Raw genomic sequence first — 13,926 nt, 5'->3', positions numbered from 1 at the left:
TCAGGCGCTGATTTGACGGATCGGCAGGGTTGACGGCGCATCCTCGACCGAGAACCGCACAATCGTTGCGCCGTTCTGCATGGGACTGACCGTACAGGACAGTTGGGTGCCGTTCCGCAGCTTTAGGTCGTTGGACCATTCAACACGGTTGTCGCGCATTTCCACAAAATCGCGAATCTCGCCGAGGATCGGTGAGGCAACGCATTGTTCCTGCCAGCCACGCGTCACATCCAGCACGGAATCCGGTTCGAACCCGGCCTCACCAGAATCCCCCCACAATTGTTGATAGGCGCGGTTGGTAAAAGCCAGTGTTCCGTCATCACCAAACACCGCGATGGCATCGGCCAACTTATCCAGAACCGATTGCATCAGATCCATTTCCGAGCGGAAGCGCCGGGTCAGGGTAATCTCGGCCGTGATATCTTCGAACAGAAAAGCCACGGCGCCGTCGGGATGGGGCCGCCCGCTGACCGAATATACTGACCCCGAGGGCAGCGACCAGGTTTCCTGGTAATTCCCGTCCTCGGCCGCTTCGAGCAGGTCGTTCATCTGGTTGCGCCACCCGCGATAATTCTTGGGTTCCGGCATCATGTGTTGATCCCGCAGTCGGTCAAAAAAGCTGGACAGACTGGGGCGGCAACTGAGGAAATCCGGGGGCAGGGTGGTCAAATCGATCAGCGCCGGGTTGAACAAGGCCAGTTGTCGGTTGCGGTCAAATATGGCCAGCCCGATAGACAATTGAGCAAAGGTTTTCGTCATGGTCTGGACGAACTTGCGCTGAGCGGTCTCTGCGGCGACGATGGCATTGACATCGACGGCATAGCACAGGTGCCCCTCGGGGTGATCCACCAGAGTGAGATCGAACCACAGCTTGTTGCCGCTGCCTTCGGACGAAATTGAGATGCGGCTTTTTGCCCCCAACCGTGCGTCTTCATCAGTGCCGGGGAACATCGGTGCGGTCAAATCAGTATCCTGACCGCGGACCTTGCGCACAAGTAAGACATAGGCGGCATTGCACCAGCGCACGTTACCTTGATGATCCAGCAGCCAAACCGGATAGGGGGCCTGTTCCATCGCCAGCCGGATCGGGTCTTGGGGGTCGCGCTGCACCGGGTCGGGGCGGTCGGTACTGTCGCGCAGTTGCACCCGCACGATCCCGTCGATCCATTCACACAGGACATCGCGTTCGATGGTGCAGTCGATGGCAGGAATGACCAGGGTACCTTCGCGTCGAATACGGTCTGGTGTTTCCGGAAAGGTCGGAAAGTCCCGTTGCAGCAGGCGGCGCAGATCAGGCCAGTCGCGGACTGCCTGAAACCCTTCCAGAGAAATATCGGAATGGCTGATAAGGCGGTCCTCATCGAACAGAAACACTGCATCGAACAGCGACGCGGGTGAGGACAGACCGAAACTATCGCCCCGCTGCCGACGACGGGGCAAAAGCCATTGCACCGCCAGGCTGGCGGATACCAGGCTGATAGCGGCCAGAATGATCCAGTCGACCATGCTCTCCTCGGTACTGACATCACGAGAAGGAACTATGCGCGTTAATGGTTAACGGGGTCTTAACTCAGACCTGGATACGCTGGTTCGCACCCGACGGGACAGGCGTGTCGCCGGTTTGCGCGTCGATCAGATTTCGCGGCCAGGAAACCTGTACGATTGCGCCCCGCCGGTCTTTTTTGTCGCTCAGGTTCTGATAGGGATCTGACCCGTTGGCGAATTGAAGCTCTGCCCCGCTGCGTTCCAGCAGGGTTTTGGCAATGAACAACCCCAGCCCCATGCCTTCATACCCCGGGCGGGTCCGCTGATCGGATTCGGCTCGGCGGCGGCGCATGAAGGGATCACCGATACGACCAATCATCTGCGAAGGGTACCCGCGCCCGTCATCCATGATATTGATGGTGATCTGATCGGTGGTCCATTCGGCCTCGACCCAGACATTGGCGCGGGCGAAATCCACCGCATTCTGGATCAGGTTGCGCAATCCGTGAATGATCTCGGGCTTGCGCAGGATCGAGGGTTGCTGCACATCACCGTCCCCGGCAGGCCCTTCGTCAAAATGCACCGTCTTGCCGCGATGAATATGCGGTTCGGCGGCTTCATGCACCACGGTGGACAGAGGAGCCTGCCGCAGATGCAGATCATCTTTGCCGGCACGGCCCATATCGCGCAGGATATCGCGGCAGCGATTGGCCTGTTCGCGGATCAGCGCGGCATCGTCTTTCAGGTCGGGGCGGTCATCCAGCTCTTCGATCAGCTCGGAACTGGTCAGCTTGATCGTGGCCAATGGCGTTCCCAGCTCATGCGCGGCGGCGGCGACCACACCGCCCAGATCGGTCAGCTTCTGTTCGCGCGCCAGGGCCATGTGGGTGGCTGCAAGCGCTTCGGACATGGATCGGACCTCGGAACTGACGCGGTGTGAGTAGGCGCCAATGAACACAATTGCGATCACGATCGCGGCCCAGTTTCCGAACAATAACATGTCGGGGATTAGCAACGCCTCGCCCTGATCCGTGCGCAGCGGCAGATGAAACTCAGCAAGCAAGGATGCCACAACAATCGCAACACCCCCCACGATCAGGGTTGAACGCGTACTCATTACGTTTGCCGAAATGGTCACCGGCCCCAGCAGAAGCAACGCAAACGGGTTGTTCAGACCACCGGTCAGATACAGCAGAATGGCCAGTTGCAGCAGATCGAACAGAACCATCAGGAAGTTTTCGAACTCGGTCAGGCGCTTGTTTTGCGGGAACAGAAGAATGGCCGTCATGTTGCCCATGACCGAAACACCAATGGCCAGGTAACACAGGGCCAGTTCCAGCTGCACGTGATAATATCGCTGTGCCACAGTGATGGCCGTGAACTGGCCAATGATGGCCACCCAGCGCAATAGGATCAGCGTGCGCAGCCGAATCCAGTTGCTGCCTTCCTGACCGGTCCACGAAGTGATGTTGGAATTTGCCATCGGTCTATTATGTCCTGTTGCATCGGCTGTTCATCTTGATAGGTGTCCCGGCGAAAACGATCAACAACCCCTCTCATTTCAGGATTGATGTCATGACCCGCCTTTATGCCATCCTCGCAACCGTTGTTCTGGCCGTTGGCCTGGGCGCAATGTGGCTGCTGACGCTGGGGGGCCGGTCGGACGATCAGTTCGCGCAATGCCGTTCTGGCCAGATCGCCGGTGGCTCAGCCGCGATTGGCGGCCCGTTCGAGCTGATCAACGGCAAGGGTGAGACCGTTACCGACAAAGATGTGATCACCGAGCCGACGCTGGTTTATTTCGGCTATACCTTCTGCCCCGATGTCTGCCCTTTCGATATGTCGCGCAATGCCGAGGCCGTGGATATTCTGGCCGAGCGTGGCCAGTCTGTGACGCCGCTGTTCATCTCGATCGACCCGGATCGCGACACACCCGAAGTGATGGCTGATTATGCGTTCAATCTGGGCGGCAAAACCATCGCTCTGACCGGCACGCCCGAGCAGGTCAAGGCCGCCAGCCAAACCTACAAGACCTATTACAAGGCTCATGACAAAAGCGACGAATTCTATCTGGTCGACCATTCCACCTTTACTTACCTGATGACGCCCGAGCATGGATTCCTGGAATTCTTCAACCGCGACGACACGGCGGAGCAGATGGCCGACAAGGTCGGGTGCTTCCTGGATCAGATGTAGGGCGCACAGTCGATTTGACCTTTGAAATGGCGCTGCTATTACTCATGTTTAAGCCAAAGACGTAAAATTACGGAAAGAACAGAATATGGCGGACAGCTCTGACCTGGATATCGGCCCCGATAAATCCCTGCTTTTGGTGGATGATGATGAGCCGTTTCTGAGACGTCTGGCCAAAGCCATGGAGAAGCGCGGGTTCGAAGTTGAGACCGCAGGTTCCGTCGCCGCAGGCCGCGCCATTTCTACAGCCCGCCCCCCTGCATATGCCGTTGTCGACCTGCGGCTTGAGGATGGCAACGGTCTGGATGTGGTCGAAGTTTTGCGCGAAAAACGCCCCGACAGCCGGGTTGTGGTTCTGACCGGATATGGCGCGATTGCCACCGCCGTGGCCGCCGTCAAGATCGGCGCGACCGACTACCTGTCAAAACCCGCCGATGCCACCGACATCACCAATGCGCTGCTGGCCAAAGGTGACGAACTGCCGCCACCGCCGGAAAACCCCATGAGCGCGGACCGCGTGCGCTGGGAGCATATCCAGCGGGTGTATGAGCTGTGCGACCGGAATGTCTCCGAGACCGCCCGTCGCCTGAACATGCACCGCCGAACGTTGCAGCGAATTTTGGCGAAGCGCAGTCCGAGGTAGGCTACAGACTCAGTTCGAATGGTGTTGCAGCTATTGGCGAAAACCGCGCCTGAAACTTGGGTGCAACGTCTAGGCGCTTTGGTTTTTGGCGTCTGTTCCCTCGGAGCTCTGATCGTTGTGGGATCCATTGTTTTTCAAACTTGGAATGGACCATGGACTATGACCGGCTTAACGGCGAGTGTCTTTGGACTAGCAACTTGTTCTCTTTTGACCTTCTTCGGCATCGCCCATGCTTTGTCGGCACTTTTCCCCAAACTTATTGGGGCCAAGCAAACCCGTTCATCTCTGGAGCCCTTTGATACCGGTGAGATGAATGCGGAGAAATTGAGGTTTCTATATCAACTTATCGGCTGGTTGACTCTGATCGGTCTGTCTGTGATCGGATTTTTGTACATTTCCTATTGATTGGACCAATTGATCCGAGAACACGCCATCCTTTGTTAAATCTTCTGGATCAGATTCTCATGCCGCGCCATATACGCCTCGCGTGCCTCAACCGGCGGGCGTAACGTAATCGTCAATCCTTCCATCACCGACTTATCCGGACGACCAAAGAACTTCGTCGCCTCGGCTTCGGAAAACCCCGCGATTTGCGTTGCCTCCATCCAGGCGCTGATCTTGTCGGCTTTCTTGATCTGCCGTTTCACCGTTTTCGGCACTGCAGCAGGCAACCCGAACCGAATGTGGATCGCGGCCGCCAGACGATCATCCAAAGCGCCGTAATCGGGGCCAACGGCGGATTTGACCGGCGAGATCATATCTCCGATCACATATTCCGGCGCATCATGTAACAAAGCCGCGAGGCGCCATTTCACCGGTGCTTTGGGCGCAATCCGGCCAAAAAGCTCTTCGACCAGCAGGGAATGCTCGGCCACGGAATAGGCGAAATCACCCGCCGTTTGGCCGTTCCAACGGGCCACAAAGGCCAATCCGTGGGCGATATCTTCGATTTCGATGTCCACGGGGGTCGGATCCAGCAGATCCAGCCTGCGCCCCGACAGCATTCTTTGCCACGCTCGTGCTTGTGTTGCCATTATGCCATGCCCTGTGAAGTCGCTCACGTAAGTTTTGGGTTTTTGTGTTATGATGTACCTGTCGAGATCACCAGCTGCCAACTTTTTCTTGACCAGACGTGCTTTGAATTGGCGCGTGGTGATACCGACATCTGTGCTGAGGGGGGTGCATGCTCCTCCTGGTGTGCCCCTCTCGGAACGTAACTCGTATCGAAGGGAGCTACTATGTTTAAGCGACTGTTTGGAATTACCCTGGCCTTTGGAATGGCCGCCACTGCCCCCCCTGCATTTGCCCAAGGTTGTGCGCAACGCGAGCATGTGATCGCCAAGCTGCAAGACAGCTATTCAGAAGAGCTGGTCTTTGGTGGATTGCAGAAAACGCGTGGTGCGCAGGCGGTTATGGAGGTTTGGACCTCGAAGGAAACCGGAAGCTACACGGTTCTGGTGACCCAAGCGAACGGCATTAGTTGTATTGTCGCCGTTGGCACCGATTTTTTTGAAGCGATCCCGAAGATTACACTAAAGGGTGAGCCCAGCTGATTTTTGCTGCCAAATAATCTGTTTTCGGCCATCTGCGTTGCTACCTGCCCCAAGGGATGCTAGGGGGCAGCCCGGACCTGCTTACCGGAATGGAGTATATGATGGCCGGGGACTATATCGTCAAAGACATTGCGCTGGCCGGGTTTGGCCGCAAAGAGCTGGACATCGCCGAAACCGAGATGCCGGGCCTGATGGCCCTGCGCGCGGAATACGGTGACGCAAAGCCCCTTAAAGGTGCGCGGATCGTCGGCTCGCTGCACATGACCATCCAGACGGCTGTTCTGATCGAAACATTGGTGGCGTTGGGCGCGGATGTGCGCTGGGCGTCGTGCAACATCTTCTCAACCCAGGATCACGCGGCGGCAGCCATTGCCGAGGCTGGTATTCCGGTCTTTGCGATCAAAGGCCAGACGTTGGAAGAGCATTGGGATTATCTGGACAAATCCTTCCTGTTCGAAGACGGCCCGAACATGATTCTGGATGATGGCGGCGACGCAACGCTGTATATCCTGCTGGGCGCACGTGCCGAAGCCGGCGAAGACATCATCCCCGTTCCGGGCTCGGAAGAGGAAGAAGTCATTAAGGCGCAGATCGCCAAGCGAATGGCGGCAAGCCCTGGCTGGTTCACCAAGATGCGTGATCAGATCCAGGGCGTGTCCGAGGAAACCACCACCGGTGTGAACCGCCTGTATCAGCTGGTGAAGGACGGCCACCTGCCGTTCCCGGCGATCAACGTGAACGACAGTGTCACCAAGTCGAAATTCGACAACAAATACGGTTGTAAGGAATCGCTGGTCGACGGCATCCGTCGTGCCACCGACACGATGATGGCCGGTAAAGTTGCTGTCGTTTGTGGTTATGGTGACGTGGGCAAAGGCTCGGCCGCGTCGCTGCGCGGTGCGGGTGCCCGTGTAAAAGTGACCGAGGTTGACCCGATCTGCGCCCTGCAGGCCGCAATGGACGGGTTCGAGGTCACCCTGCTGGAAGACGAAGTCGCCAGCGCTGATATCTTCATCACCACCACCGGCAACAAGGACGTGATCCGCATCGAGCATATGCGCGAGATGAAGGACATGGCCATCGTTGGCAACATCGGTCATTTCGACAATGAAATTCAGGTGGCCAGCCTGAAGAACCACAAATGGACCAACATCAAGGAACAGGTGGATATGATCGAGCTGCCCTCGGGCAACCGCATCATTTTGCTGTCCGAAGGTCGTCTGCTGAACCTCGGCAACGCCACCGGGCATCCTTCATTCGTGATGTCGGCCTCGTTCACCAACCAGGTTCTGGCGCAGATCGAGCTGTTCACCAAGGGTGATCAGTATGAAAACGACGTATACATCCTGCCCAAACATCTGGATGAGAAAGTCGCCCGTCTGCATCTGGACCGTATCGGTGTGAAACTGACCAAGATGGACAACGAACAGGCGGCCTATATCGGCGTGAAGCCCGAAGGCCCCTATAAGCCCGAGCATTACCGCTATTGATTGCGGAACGGGTATGACCAAACGCACAGGACGCCGCCGGATTTTGTATCTGGCGGCGTCTTTGTTTTTTACACTCGTTGCCTTGCTGATCGTCGTGGGCGGCGGTGGGTGGTGGGTGTTGTCGCATCCGCAAACTCCGGTGCCGCCACATTGGAACCCGCTGCGGGACTTGACTGTGACAGCACCGGTTACGCCGGTCACTGCGTATCAGCTGCGCCGCGCCTTGGGGGATGAGGCACAGTGCCGGGCCGCCCTGTCCGCAGCCGGAGTGGTTTTTGAGCCGATGGACGAGCTGGTGGTGGATCGGAACTGTGGCATTGCCGGTCGGGGCCTATTGTCTGGTTTGACCACCGCACGGATCGAGGCGGTCGAAACCAACTGCACCACAACATTGCGGCTGGCCTTATGGGAACATCACGTGGTGCAGCCCGCCGCGCGCGAGATCCTGGGCACCGACGTGCGCGCCTTACGCCACGTGGGCAGCTACAATTGCCGCCGGATGCGCACTGCGCAGGGGCAGGACTGCGGCTGGAGCAGCCACGCCACCGCGGACGCGATTGATATAATCGGCCTGCAACTTGGGGATGGCCGATCCCTGATCCTGCTGACAGATTGGGACACGCCCGGACCCGAGGCCGCTTTTTTGCATCGGATTGGACGTGGTGCTTGTGACTGGTTCCGGGTTGTTTTAGGGCCAGATTACAATCGCTTGCACGCCGACCATTTCCACCTGCAGGGTCCGGGTTGGGGCTTTTGCCGCTAGGCCAGCCGGGCCGATTTGCGCCTTAATCGGCAATAGGGGGAGAAATCCCCAAATTTTTTCCTTTCGGAAAAATATCCGTCGCGGCTAACCTTAACGAAGACGGTAAGGGTGCCGTTTCATTGTAACTTAGGGAGATTGGGACATGGGAAAACGCGACGAGCTGATCGCAAAATACGCAGATGATCTGAAAAACAAATGCGGAATGGACCCTGACATGGACCTGCTGACCAAGGTCACAATCGGATGTGGTCCGGCGATCTATGACGCCGACGCGGCGACCGTGGCTGCCACGCAGGAAGGTGAGATCGACACGGTCAAGAACAACTTTCTGATCAAGAAGCTGGGCCTGTCAGACGGGCCAGAGTTGACGGGCGCAATCAACACTGCGCTTGAAACCTATGGCATGTCTGAGCGTAACAAATACCGCGCCGTTGTCTATTACATGCTGACCAAGCATTTCGGCAAAGAGTCGGTCTACGGCTGATCCCTTGATGCCCGTCAGGCCACTGGCGGGCGTTTTCAATTTTAAGCACTTGGTGTTTGTGCTGACCACCAGAACTCGACTAATATCTAAGAGTGACCAGTACGGTCAGAGCCAAAGATTTCCAGACGCGTGTGGTGAGTAGGGAGCACGCGGGGGTAGGGAAGGTTCTGCATCGTCGGAACCTTCCCGCATTTTTATTGGAACTCTTCAATAATTCGGGCAACAAACCGTTCCACTGAATCTGGCCCTCGATTTGGTTGGCGTTTTCTTCCACCCCCCTTACCGGCCAGATAAACCTCGATATGACCCGGTCGCGTTTTTGGACCGGACTTCGTAAAGTCCCGAGAGATACCGCCAAGCAAACTTGCTGTCAGTTCCGCAATTTGCGCGTCCTTGGGGTGATAGAATCGGACCTGAGTCGCCTTCACGGCATAATTTACCCGCGCCGTTGCAATCACGTCAGTCTGGTCCGAGGTCAAAATCTCAAGCACGGCGATGCTGGTTTCGTTCGACACGCCAACGGGTACAAAAAGAGATACCCCTGTTTCAGCCGGCTGGTCATGATTAGGCAGGCTGTCATGCTTTTCGGGGATCACGAGAACCGATCTCGGTGCGGTGGCTCGGGCGATCACGAGGTCAGGTACGGTTGTTAGCGGAGCCACCGGTTCGTAAGAGCCTTGTATCACTGGTGGCAATAGAGTCTCACCCCAGGCAGGCGCATAGTCCATTGGAAAATGTGAGTTGCCCCCTACTGAACCTGGCTCCGTAGTTGCAGTGGAGGTCTTGTGCGTCACTTTGGCAAACCGCGAAACCGGTTTTGCGGTGTCTGATCCCAAGCTGGACAGGGTCGTATCACCGTCATTTGGATCGCCTGCCGCCGGATTTGCGTTTGTGTCGATTTCTGCTGTTGTATCAATAGATAAGCTGGTTTGAACCACTGCGTCGGGGTTTCGCCATCCTGCGAAAACGCTTGTTGCGGCCCAATGCAGGGTAGCGCCACAGAACATTGCACCAAAAACGATCGGATACATGCGATTGACGCGCTGTTTTCGGGGCGGTTGTATTGGGTGTTTCGACTGAGAACTTTTGAACACAACCTGCTCAAGTTTGAATTCACCGGGTTCTGCGGGGCTGTCTTCCTGCGGCGCTTCAATATCGATTTCCGGTGACATTTCCAGGTGACTTGATTGCTGCACATCGGCCAGCGCAGCGGCGCGCTGCTTTCGCGCAATCTCAAGGCGCGCTTCCCAGCATTTTGAACTCAGCTCAGCAGCAATGTCTTCGTTCTTCCCACCGCTGCCTTCAACGTCAGACATGGGTTCTTGCTTTCGAATTGATCAACCAAAGATCGAGCAACACCAAAAGACAGACGACCACTGAAACTGCGGCCGCCATTGCCCCCACATGGTGCAGCCCTAAAAATATACCATTTTATTGGTGGTTTGAGAAGGTTTGCACCCTTAGACGTTGATTCCGTCAATCCGGTTGGGTGGCCCCCAGCGCACAGATGGTTGCCCATTCCTCATCAGTCACAGGTTGAACGGACAGGCGCGAGTTTTTCACCAGCACCATCTCGTCCAAACGTTCATCTGCCTTGATCTGCTCTAAAGTGACAGCTGTGGTGAACGGGCGTACAGCCTTGATATCCACACATTCCCAGCGTTCATCATCTGTAGTGCTGTCGGGGTGGGCCTCGGCGCAGACCTCGACAATGCCGACAATCGCCTTGTCCTTTTGCGAGTGGTAGAAAAACCCGCGGTCACCGATTGCCATCTGACGCATGAAATTGCGCGCCTGATAATTGCGCACGCCGTCCCACTCTTCGCCCGCATCCCCTTTGGCAACCTGCTGATCCCAGCTCCAGGTTGAGGGTTCGGATTTGAACAGCCAATATGCCATCAGCCGACGACCTTCTTCCATACGATCAGATCAACGGATTGAAACAGCCCTGCTTTGGCATAGGGATCGTTGTCTGCCCATGTTTGCGCAGCAGCCATGTCCTCGACCTCAAGAATGATCAACGAGCCGATCATCGCGTCGCCGTCCAGCAGGGGGCCTGCCTGTGCAACAACGCCAGTTTCCTCGATATAGGCCAGGTGGTTGGCGCGATTGTCCAGCCGGGTTTGCAGGGCGCCGTCCTTGTCCTTGGCGATCAGGGCAATGAGCATATTATTCCTCCTTGAGGGGTCGGTTAAGCAGAGTTTGAATGGCTTGGGGCACACTATAGGTGCCGTGGCTCAGGTCGGCCACCGTGGCGCTGATGGGCATGTCCAGCCCCTCAGCCGTGGCAATGTCCGCCATGGCGCGCGCGGTTGCGACGCCTTCGACCGTTGTTTGGCTGTCGAAAGGGCGATTTTGACCCAAACACAGGCCAAAACGATAATTTCGGGACAATTCGGATGAGCAGGTCAGCACCAGATCGCCCAATCCGGACAGGCCCATCAAGGTATCGGGACGCGCGCCGCGCATCAAAGCGAACCGCTGCATCTCGGCAAAGCCACGGGTCATCAGGGCAGCGCGGGCACTGTCGCCCAGCCCGGCCCCAATGGCAGCGCCGCAGCCGATGGCCATGACGTTTTTCAAGGCTCCGCCCAATTCCGCGCCGATCACGTCGGTGGTGCGATAAAGGCGCAGGTTCGCAGTGGTCAGTTCGGTCTGCAGCGTTTCACTCAGATCACCATCCGCGCAGGCCAGCGTCAGCGCCGTGGGCAGCCCACGCGCGATGTCATCGGCAAAGCTGGGCCCGGTCAGCAGGGCCGGGCGCGCATCCGGGATGGTCTGGCGGATCACCGAGATTGGACCAAGGCCCGAGGACAGTTCGATCCCCTTACAGCAGGCAACCAGCGTCTTACCGGCCAAAACCGGGGCATGTTCCGTCAGAGCTGCACGCAATTTCTGCATAGGCACCGCCAGCAGCAAGACATCAGCGGTCACGGCGTCCTGCATGTCGGCTGTCACCAACACTTCGTTCGGCAGGGCCACTTTTGGCAGGCGCGCTGCGTTTTGGCGGCTGTCTTGCATTTGGTTGGCTTGCTCGGTGTTGCGCGACCACAGCGTCACCGACCCATTCCCGGCCAGCGAAATCGCCAAAGCGGTGCCAAATGCCCCAGATCCAAGGACAGCGACGCTCATGCCTTGGCTCCTTTCTTGCCGCTGCCCAGCATGGCGGGACTGGTCTGATCCAACGGCCAGCGGGGCCGGGCGGTCAGGTCCAATCCATCCCGGGCACCGGTACGAAACCGCTCCATCCCGGCATAGGCAATCATGGCGGCGTTATCGGTGCATAGGTTCAGCGGCGGGGCCGTGAATTGCGTGTCTTTTTCTGTGCAAACAGTCTCTAATGCGGCACGAATGGCCGAATTTGCTGCTACGCCACCTGCAACCGCGATCACCGGCTCTGCAGGGTTTTCCTCCAAATACAGATCCATCGCCCGGCGCGTTTTTTCGGCCAATGTGTCGACAATGGCCTGCTGAAACCCAGCGCAGAGATCTGCGCGGTCCTGTCGGGTCAACCCACCCTTTTCGGCAACGATCTGGTCTCGCATCCGCATCAGCGCGGTCTTGAGCCCCGAGAACGATAGATCACATCCTGGCCGGTCCAACAGTGGGCGTGGAAAGCGGAATCGCTTGGGATCGCCCGACCGGGCTTCGACCTCGACCGAGGGGCCGCCGGGTTGCGGCAAGCCCAGCAGTCGGGCGGTTTTGTCGAACGCTTCGCCGGGGGCATCGTCGATGGTGCCGCCCAGACGGGTGAATTTTTCCGGTCCGTGGGCAATCAGGTACTGACAATGCCCCCCCGAGACCAGCAGCATCAGATAAGGAAAAGCGATCCCATCCGTCAGACGCGGTGTCAGGGCATGCCCGGCCAGATGGTTCACCCCGACCAATGGCAGGCCAGATGCTGCACTCAGCCCCTTGGCACACATGACGCCCGACATGACGCCGCCGATCAGACCCGGCCCGGCGGTGACCGCGATGGCGTCCATATCGGCCAGGGTCAGCCCTGCGGACTGTAACGCCTGCACCACGCAGACATCCAGTTTTTCGGCATGCGCGCGGGCGGCAATTTCGGGCACTACGCCGCCAAAAGCGCTGTGCAACTCGGTCTGGCCATGCACGATAGAAGACAGAACCTCGGCCTCTGCACCATCGGTTTGGCGCACGACGGCGGCGGCCGTGTCATCACAGCTGCTTTCCAACCCGAGGATGGTAAGTGTTTGCACCATTGGCCTGATCCGTTACACCATGACTGCCAAGCGGGGTATCACCCTGCGCGGATGCAAACAATCCCAAGGCGGAAGGCGCCGACCGTTGTATTTGTTGATGACCCGCCCGCGCGCCGCCTCAGAACGGTTTGTCGCGCAGCTGCCGACCCGCACCAGATCCCGGGTCAAGGTCATCTATTCCCCGCTACTCGAAATCAACCCCTTGCCGATCAATGTCGACACCAGTGGTGTGCGGGGACTGATTTTCACCTCGGCCAATGGGGTGAATGCTGCCGTATCCTTGGGCTTGTCTCGGAACATGCCCGCCTTTTGCGTCGGCCCTGCCACCACCAGCACGGCCCAAAGTGCTGGTTGGAACGCGCAGATGGTTGGCGCAGCGGCCGAAGAACTGGTGGCCTATCTGCTGAAACATCGGCCCGACAGCCCGCTTTTGCATTTGCGTGGAGAACACAGCCGGGGCAATGTCGCCACCCGCCTGACCGAGTCGGGACTGACCGTGCGCGAACATGCCGTCTATCAGCAGCGCCTGTTACCGCTGACACCCGAGGCCGTAGCCGCCACCGATGGCAAAGAGCCGGTCATCGCACCGTTATTTTCGCCCCGGACGGCGCGACAATTTGCCGATATCTGGGCTGGTTCAGCGCCCCTGTGGCTGGCCGCAATCAGCGAAGCGACTGCGGAACCCCTTTATTTTTTGGACTATGCGCATCTAAGGGTCGCCAAAGCGCCAACCCCCAAGAAAATGCGAAAAGCGGTTAAAAAACTTGTGAAACATGCGATGCGGGTTGAGGGTAGCGATACCACCGATTAACTTAGAGTGGCCTGTTATTCATATGATTTTGGATTCGATAAGGGGAATGTTGCGGTGGCTCGTAAGAAGAAAACCGATCAAAAGCCAGTGGAAGACCCCAAGTCGGACGAAGCGGTCGAATCCACAATTGCTGAGGAACAAGCTACTGTTGACGCGGCCGAGCCGGTAGAAGAGGGCTTTTCCGAAGCCGAAGCCGAAGCCGAAGCCGAAGCCGAAGCCGAAGCCGAAGCCGAAGCCGAAGCCGAAGCCGAAGCCGAAGCCGAAGCCGAAGCCGAAGC

General features: G+C 57.8%; 16 protein-coding genes and 1 pseudogene. 9 read left to right on the top strand and 8 right to left on the bottom strand.

Features of this window, described 5'->3' with window-relative positions; translation table 11 throughout:
• Positions 1-1,506 carry a PAS-domain containing protein gene (locus ACR0B0_RS09550; protein ID WP_480647512.1) on the bottom strand — a complete coding sequence of 502 codons (1,506 nt, stop codon included), beginning with the start codon at positions 1,504-1,506 and terminating at the stop codon, positions 1-3.
• A 64-nt stretch (positions 1,507-1,570) separates the two neighbouring features.
• Positions 1,571-2,968, bottom strand: coding sequence for a sensor histidine kinase RegB (gene regB / locus ACR0B0_RS09545; RefSeq protein WP_170515345.1), 1,398 nt, complete (start codon positions 2,966-2,968; stop codon positions 1,571-1,573).
• A gap of 92 nt (positions 2,969-3,060) precedes the next feature.
• On the opposite strand from regB, the gene ACR0B0_RS09540 reads away from it, so the two are divergent.
• The 3 genes from ACR0B0_RS09540 (at position 3,061) to ACR0B0_RS09530 (ending at position 4,726) form a co-directional block, all read left to right on the top strand.
• Positions 3,061-3,681: an SCO family protein gene (locus tag ACR0B0_RS09540; protein WP_170376586.1), complete on the top strand. Its 621-nt coding sequence runs from the start codon at positions 3,061-3,063 to the stop codon at positions 3,679-3,681.
• Positions 3,682-3,766: 85 nt separating this feature from the next.
• On the top strand, positions 3,767-4,321 hold the full coding sequence (locus tag ACR0B0_RS09535; RefSeq protein WP_142637470.1) for an ActR/PrrA/RegA family redox response regulator transcription factor: 555 nt from the start codon (positions 3,767-3,769) through the stop codon (positions 4,319-4,321).
• Positions 4,322-4,339: 18 nt separating this feature from the next.
• On the top strand, positions 4,340-4,726 hold the full coding sequence (locus ACR0B0_RS09530) for a hypothetical protein (protein WP_170349526.1): 387 nt from the start codon (positions 4,340-4,342) through the stop codon (positions 4,724-4,726).
• 35 nt (positions 4,727-4,761) lie between these two features.
• Here the strand turns inward: ACR0B0_RS09530 and ACR0B0_RS09525 are convergent, their stop codons facing one another.
• Positions 4,762-5,355 carry an HD domain-containing protein gene (locus ACR0B0_RS09525; RefSeq protein ID WP_170349525.1) on the bottom strand — a complete coding sequence of 198 codons (594 nt, stop codon included), beginning with the start codon at positions 5,353-5,355 and terminating at the stop codon, positions 4,762-4,764.
• 204 nt (positions 5,356-5,559) lie between these two features.
• On the opposite strand from ACR0B0_RS09525, the gene ACR0B0_RS09520 reads away from it, so the two are divergent.
• From ACR0B0_RS09520 to ACR0B0_RS09505, 4 genes are all read left to right on the top strand, one after another.
• Complete coding sequence (locus tag ACR0B0_RS09520; RefSeq protein WP_170349524.1) at positions 5,560-5,874, top strand: hypothetical protein; 315 nt, start codon at positions 5,560-5,562, stop codon at positions 5,872-5,874.
• Positions 5,875-5,975: 101 nt separating this feature from the next.
• Entirely contained in the window at positions 5,976-7,364 is a 1,389-nt protein-coding gene (gene ahcY / locus ACR0B0_RS09515; RefSeq protein ID WP_170396897.1) for an adenosylhomocysteinase, read from the top strand.
• A gap of 13 nt (positions 7,365-7,377) precedes the next feature.
• A complete protein-coding gene (locus tag ACR0B0_RS09510) occupies positions 7,378-8,127 on the top strand; it encodes an extensin-like domain-containing protein (RefSeq protein ID WP_480647510.1) in 750 nt (249 codons plus the stop codon).
• A 142-nt stretch (positions 8,128-8,269) separates the two neighbouring features.
• Complete coding sequence (locus tag ACR0B0_RS09505; protein ID WP_480647508.1) at positions 8,270-8,611, top strand: DUF2853 family protein; 342 nt, start codon at positions 8,270-8,272, stop codon at positions 8,609-8,611.
• Between the two features lie 194 nt (positions 8,612-8,805).
• Here ACR0B0_RS09505 and ACR0B0_RS09500 read toward each other — a convergent pair whose 3' ends face one another.
• The 5 genes from ACR0B0_RS09500 to tsaD all read right to left on the bottom strand — a co-directional run bounded on the left by ACR0B0_RS09500 (position 8,806) and on the right by tsaD (position 12,837).
• Positions 8,806-9,927: a hypothetical protein gene (locus ACR0B0_RS09500; protein ID WP_170376597.1), complete on the bottom strand. Its 1,122-nt coding sequence runs from the start codon at positions 9,925-9,927 to the stop codon at positions 8,806-8,808.
• Positions 9,928-10,087: 160 nt separating this feature from the next.
• Positions 10,088-10,510: an EVE domain-containing protein gene (locus ACR0B0_RS09495; RefSeq protein WP_170349519.1), complete on the bottom strand. Its 423-nt coding sequence runs from the start codon at positions 10,508-10,510 to the stop codon at positions 10,088-10,090.
• Complete coding sequence (locus tag ACR0B0_RS09490; protein ID WP_170349518.1) at positions 10,510-10,779, bottom strand: YciI family protein; 270 nt, start codon at positions 10,777-10,779, stop codon at positions 10,510-10,512. The genes ACR0B0_RS09495 and ACR0B0_RS09490 overlap by 1 nt, the downstream gene beginning before the upstream one ends.
• A 1-nt stretch (position 10,780) precedes the next feature.
• Entirely contained in the window at positions 10,781-11,743 is a 963-nt protein-coding gene (locus ACR0B0_RS09485) for an NAD(P)H-dependent glycerol-3-phosphate dehydrogenase (protein WP_480647506.1), read from the bottom strand.
• A complete protein-coding gene (gene tsaD, locus ACR0B0_RS09480; protein WP_480647504.1) occupies positions 11,740-12,837 on the bottom strand; it encodes a tRNA (adenosine(37)-N6)-threonylcarbamoyltransferase complex transferase subunit TsaD in 1,098 nt (365 codons plus the stop codon). Before tsaD ends, ACR0B0_RS09485 begins: the two co-directional genes overlap by 4 nt.
• Positions 12,838-12,934: 97 nt before the next feature.
• On the opposite strand from tsaD, the gene ACR0B0_RS09475 reads away from it, so the two are divergent.
• Both ACR0B0_RS09475 and ACR0B0_RS09470 read left to right on the top strand, forming a co-directional pair.
• The gene (locus ACR0B0_RS09475) at positions 12,935-13,648 is read left to right on the top strand and encodes a uroporphyrinogen-III synthase (RefSeq protein WP_480647502.1); all 714 of its coding nucleotides are present in this window, start codon (positions 12,935-12,937) and stop codon (positions 13,646-13,648) included.
• A 54-nt stretch (positions 13,649-13,702) separates the two neighbouring features.
• Positions 13,703-13,926: pseudogene (locus ACR0B0_RS09470) on the top strand (hypothetical protein); the annotation flags it as partial.

The sequence above is a fragment of the Ruegeria sp. BA12 genome, from assembly GCF_056539625.1.
This window is presented reverse-complemented; position numbering and strand designations above follow the sequence as displayed.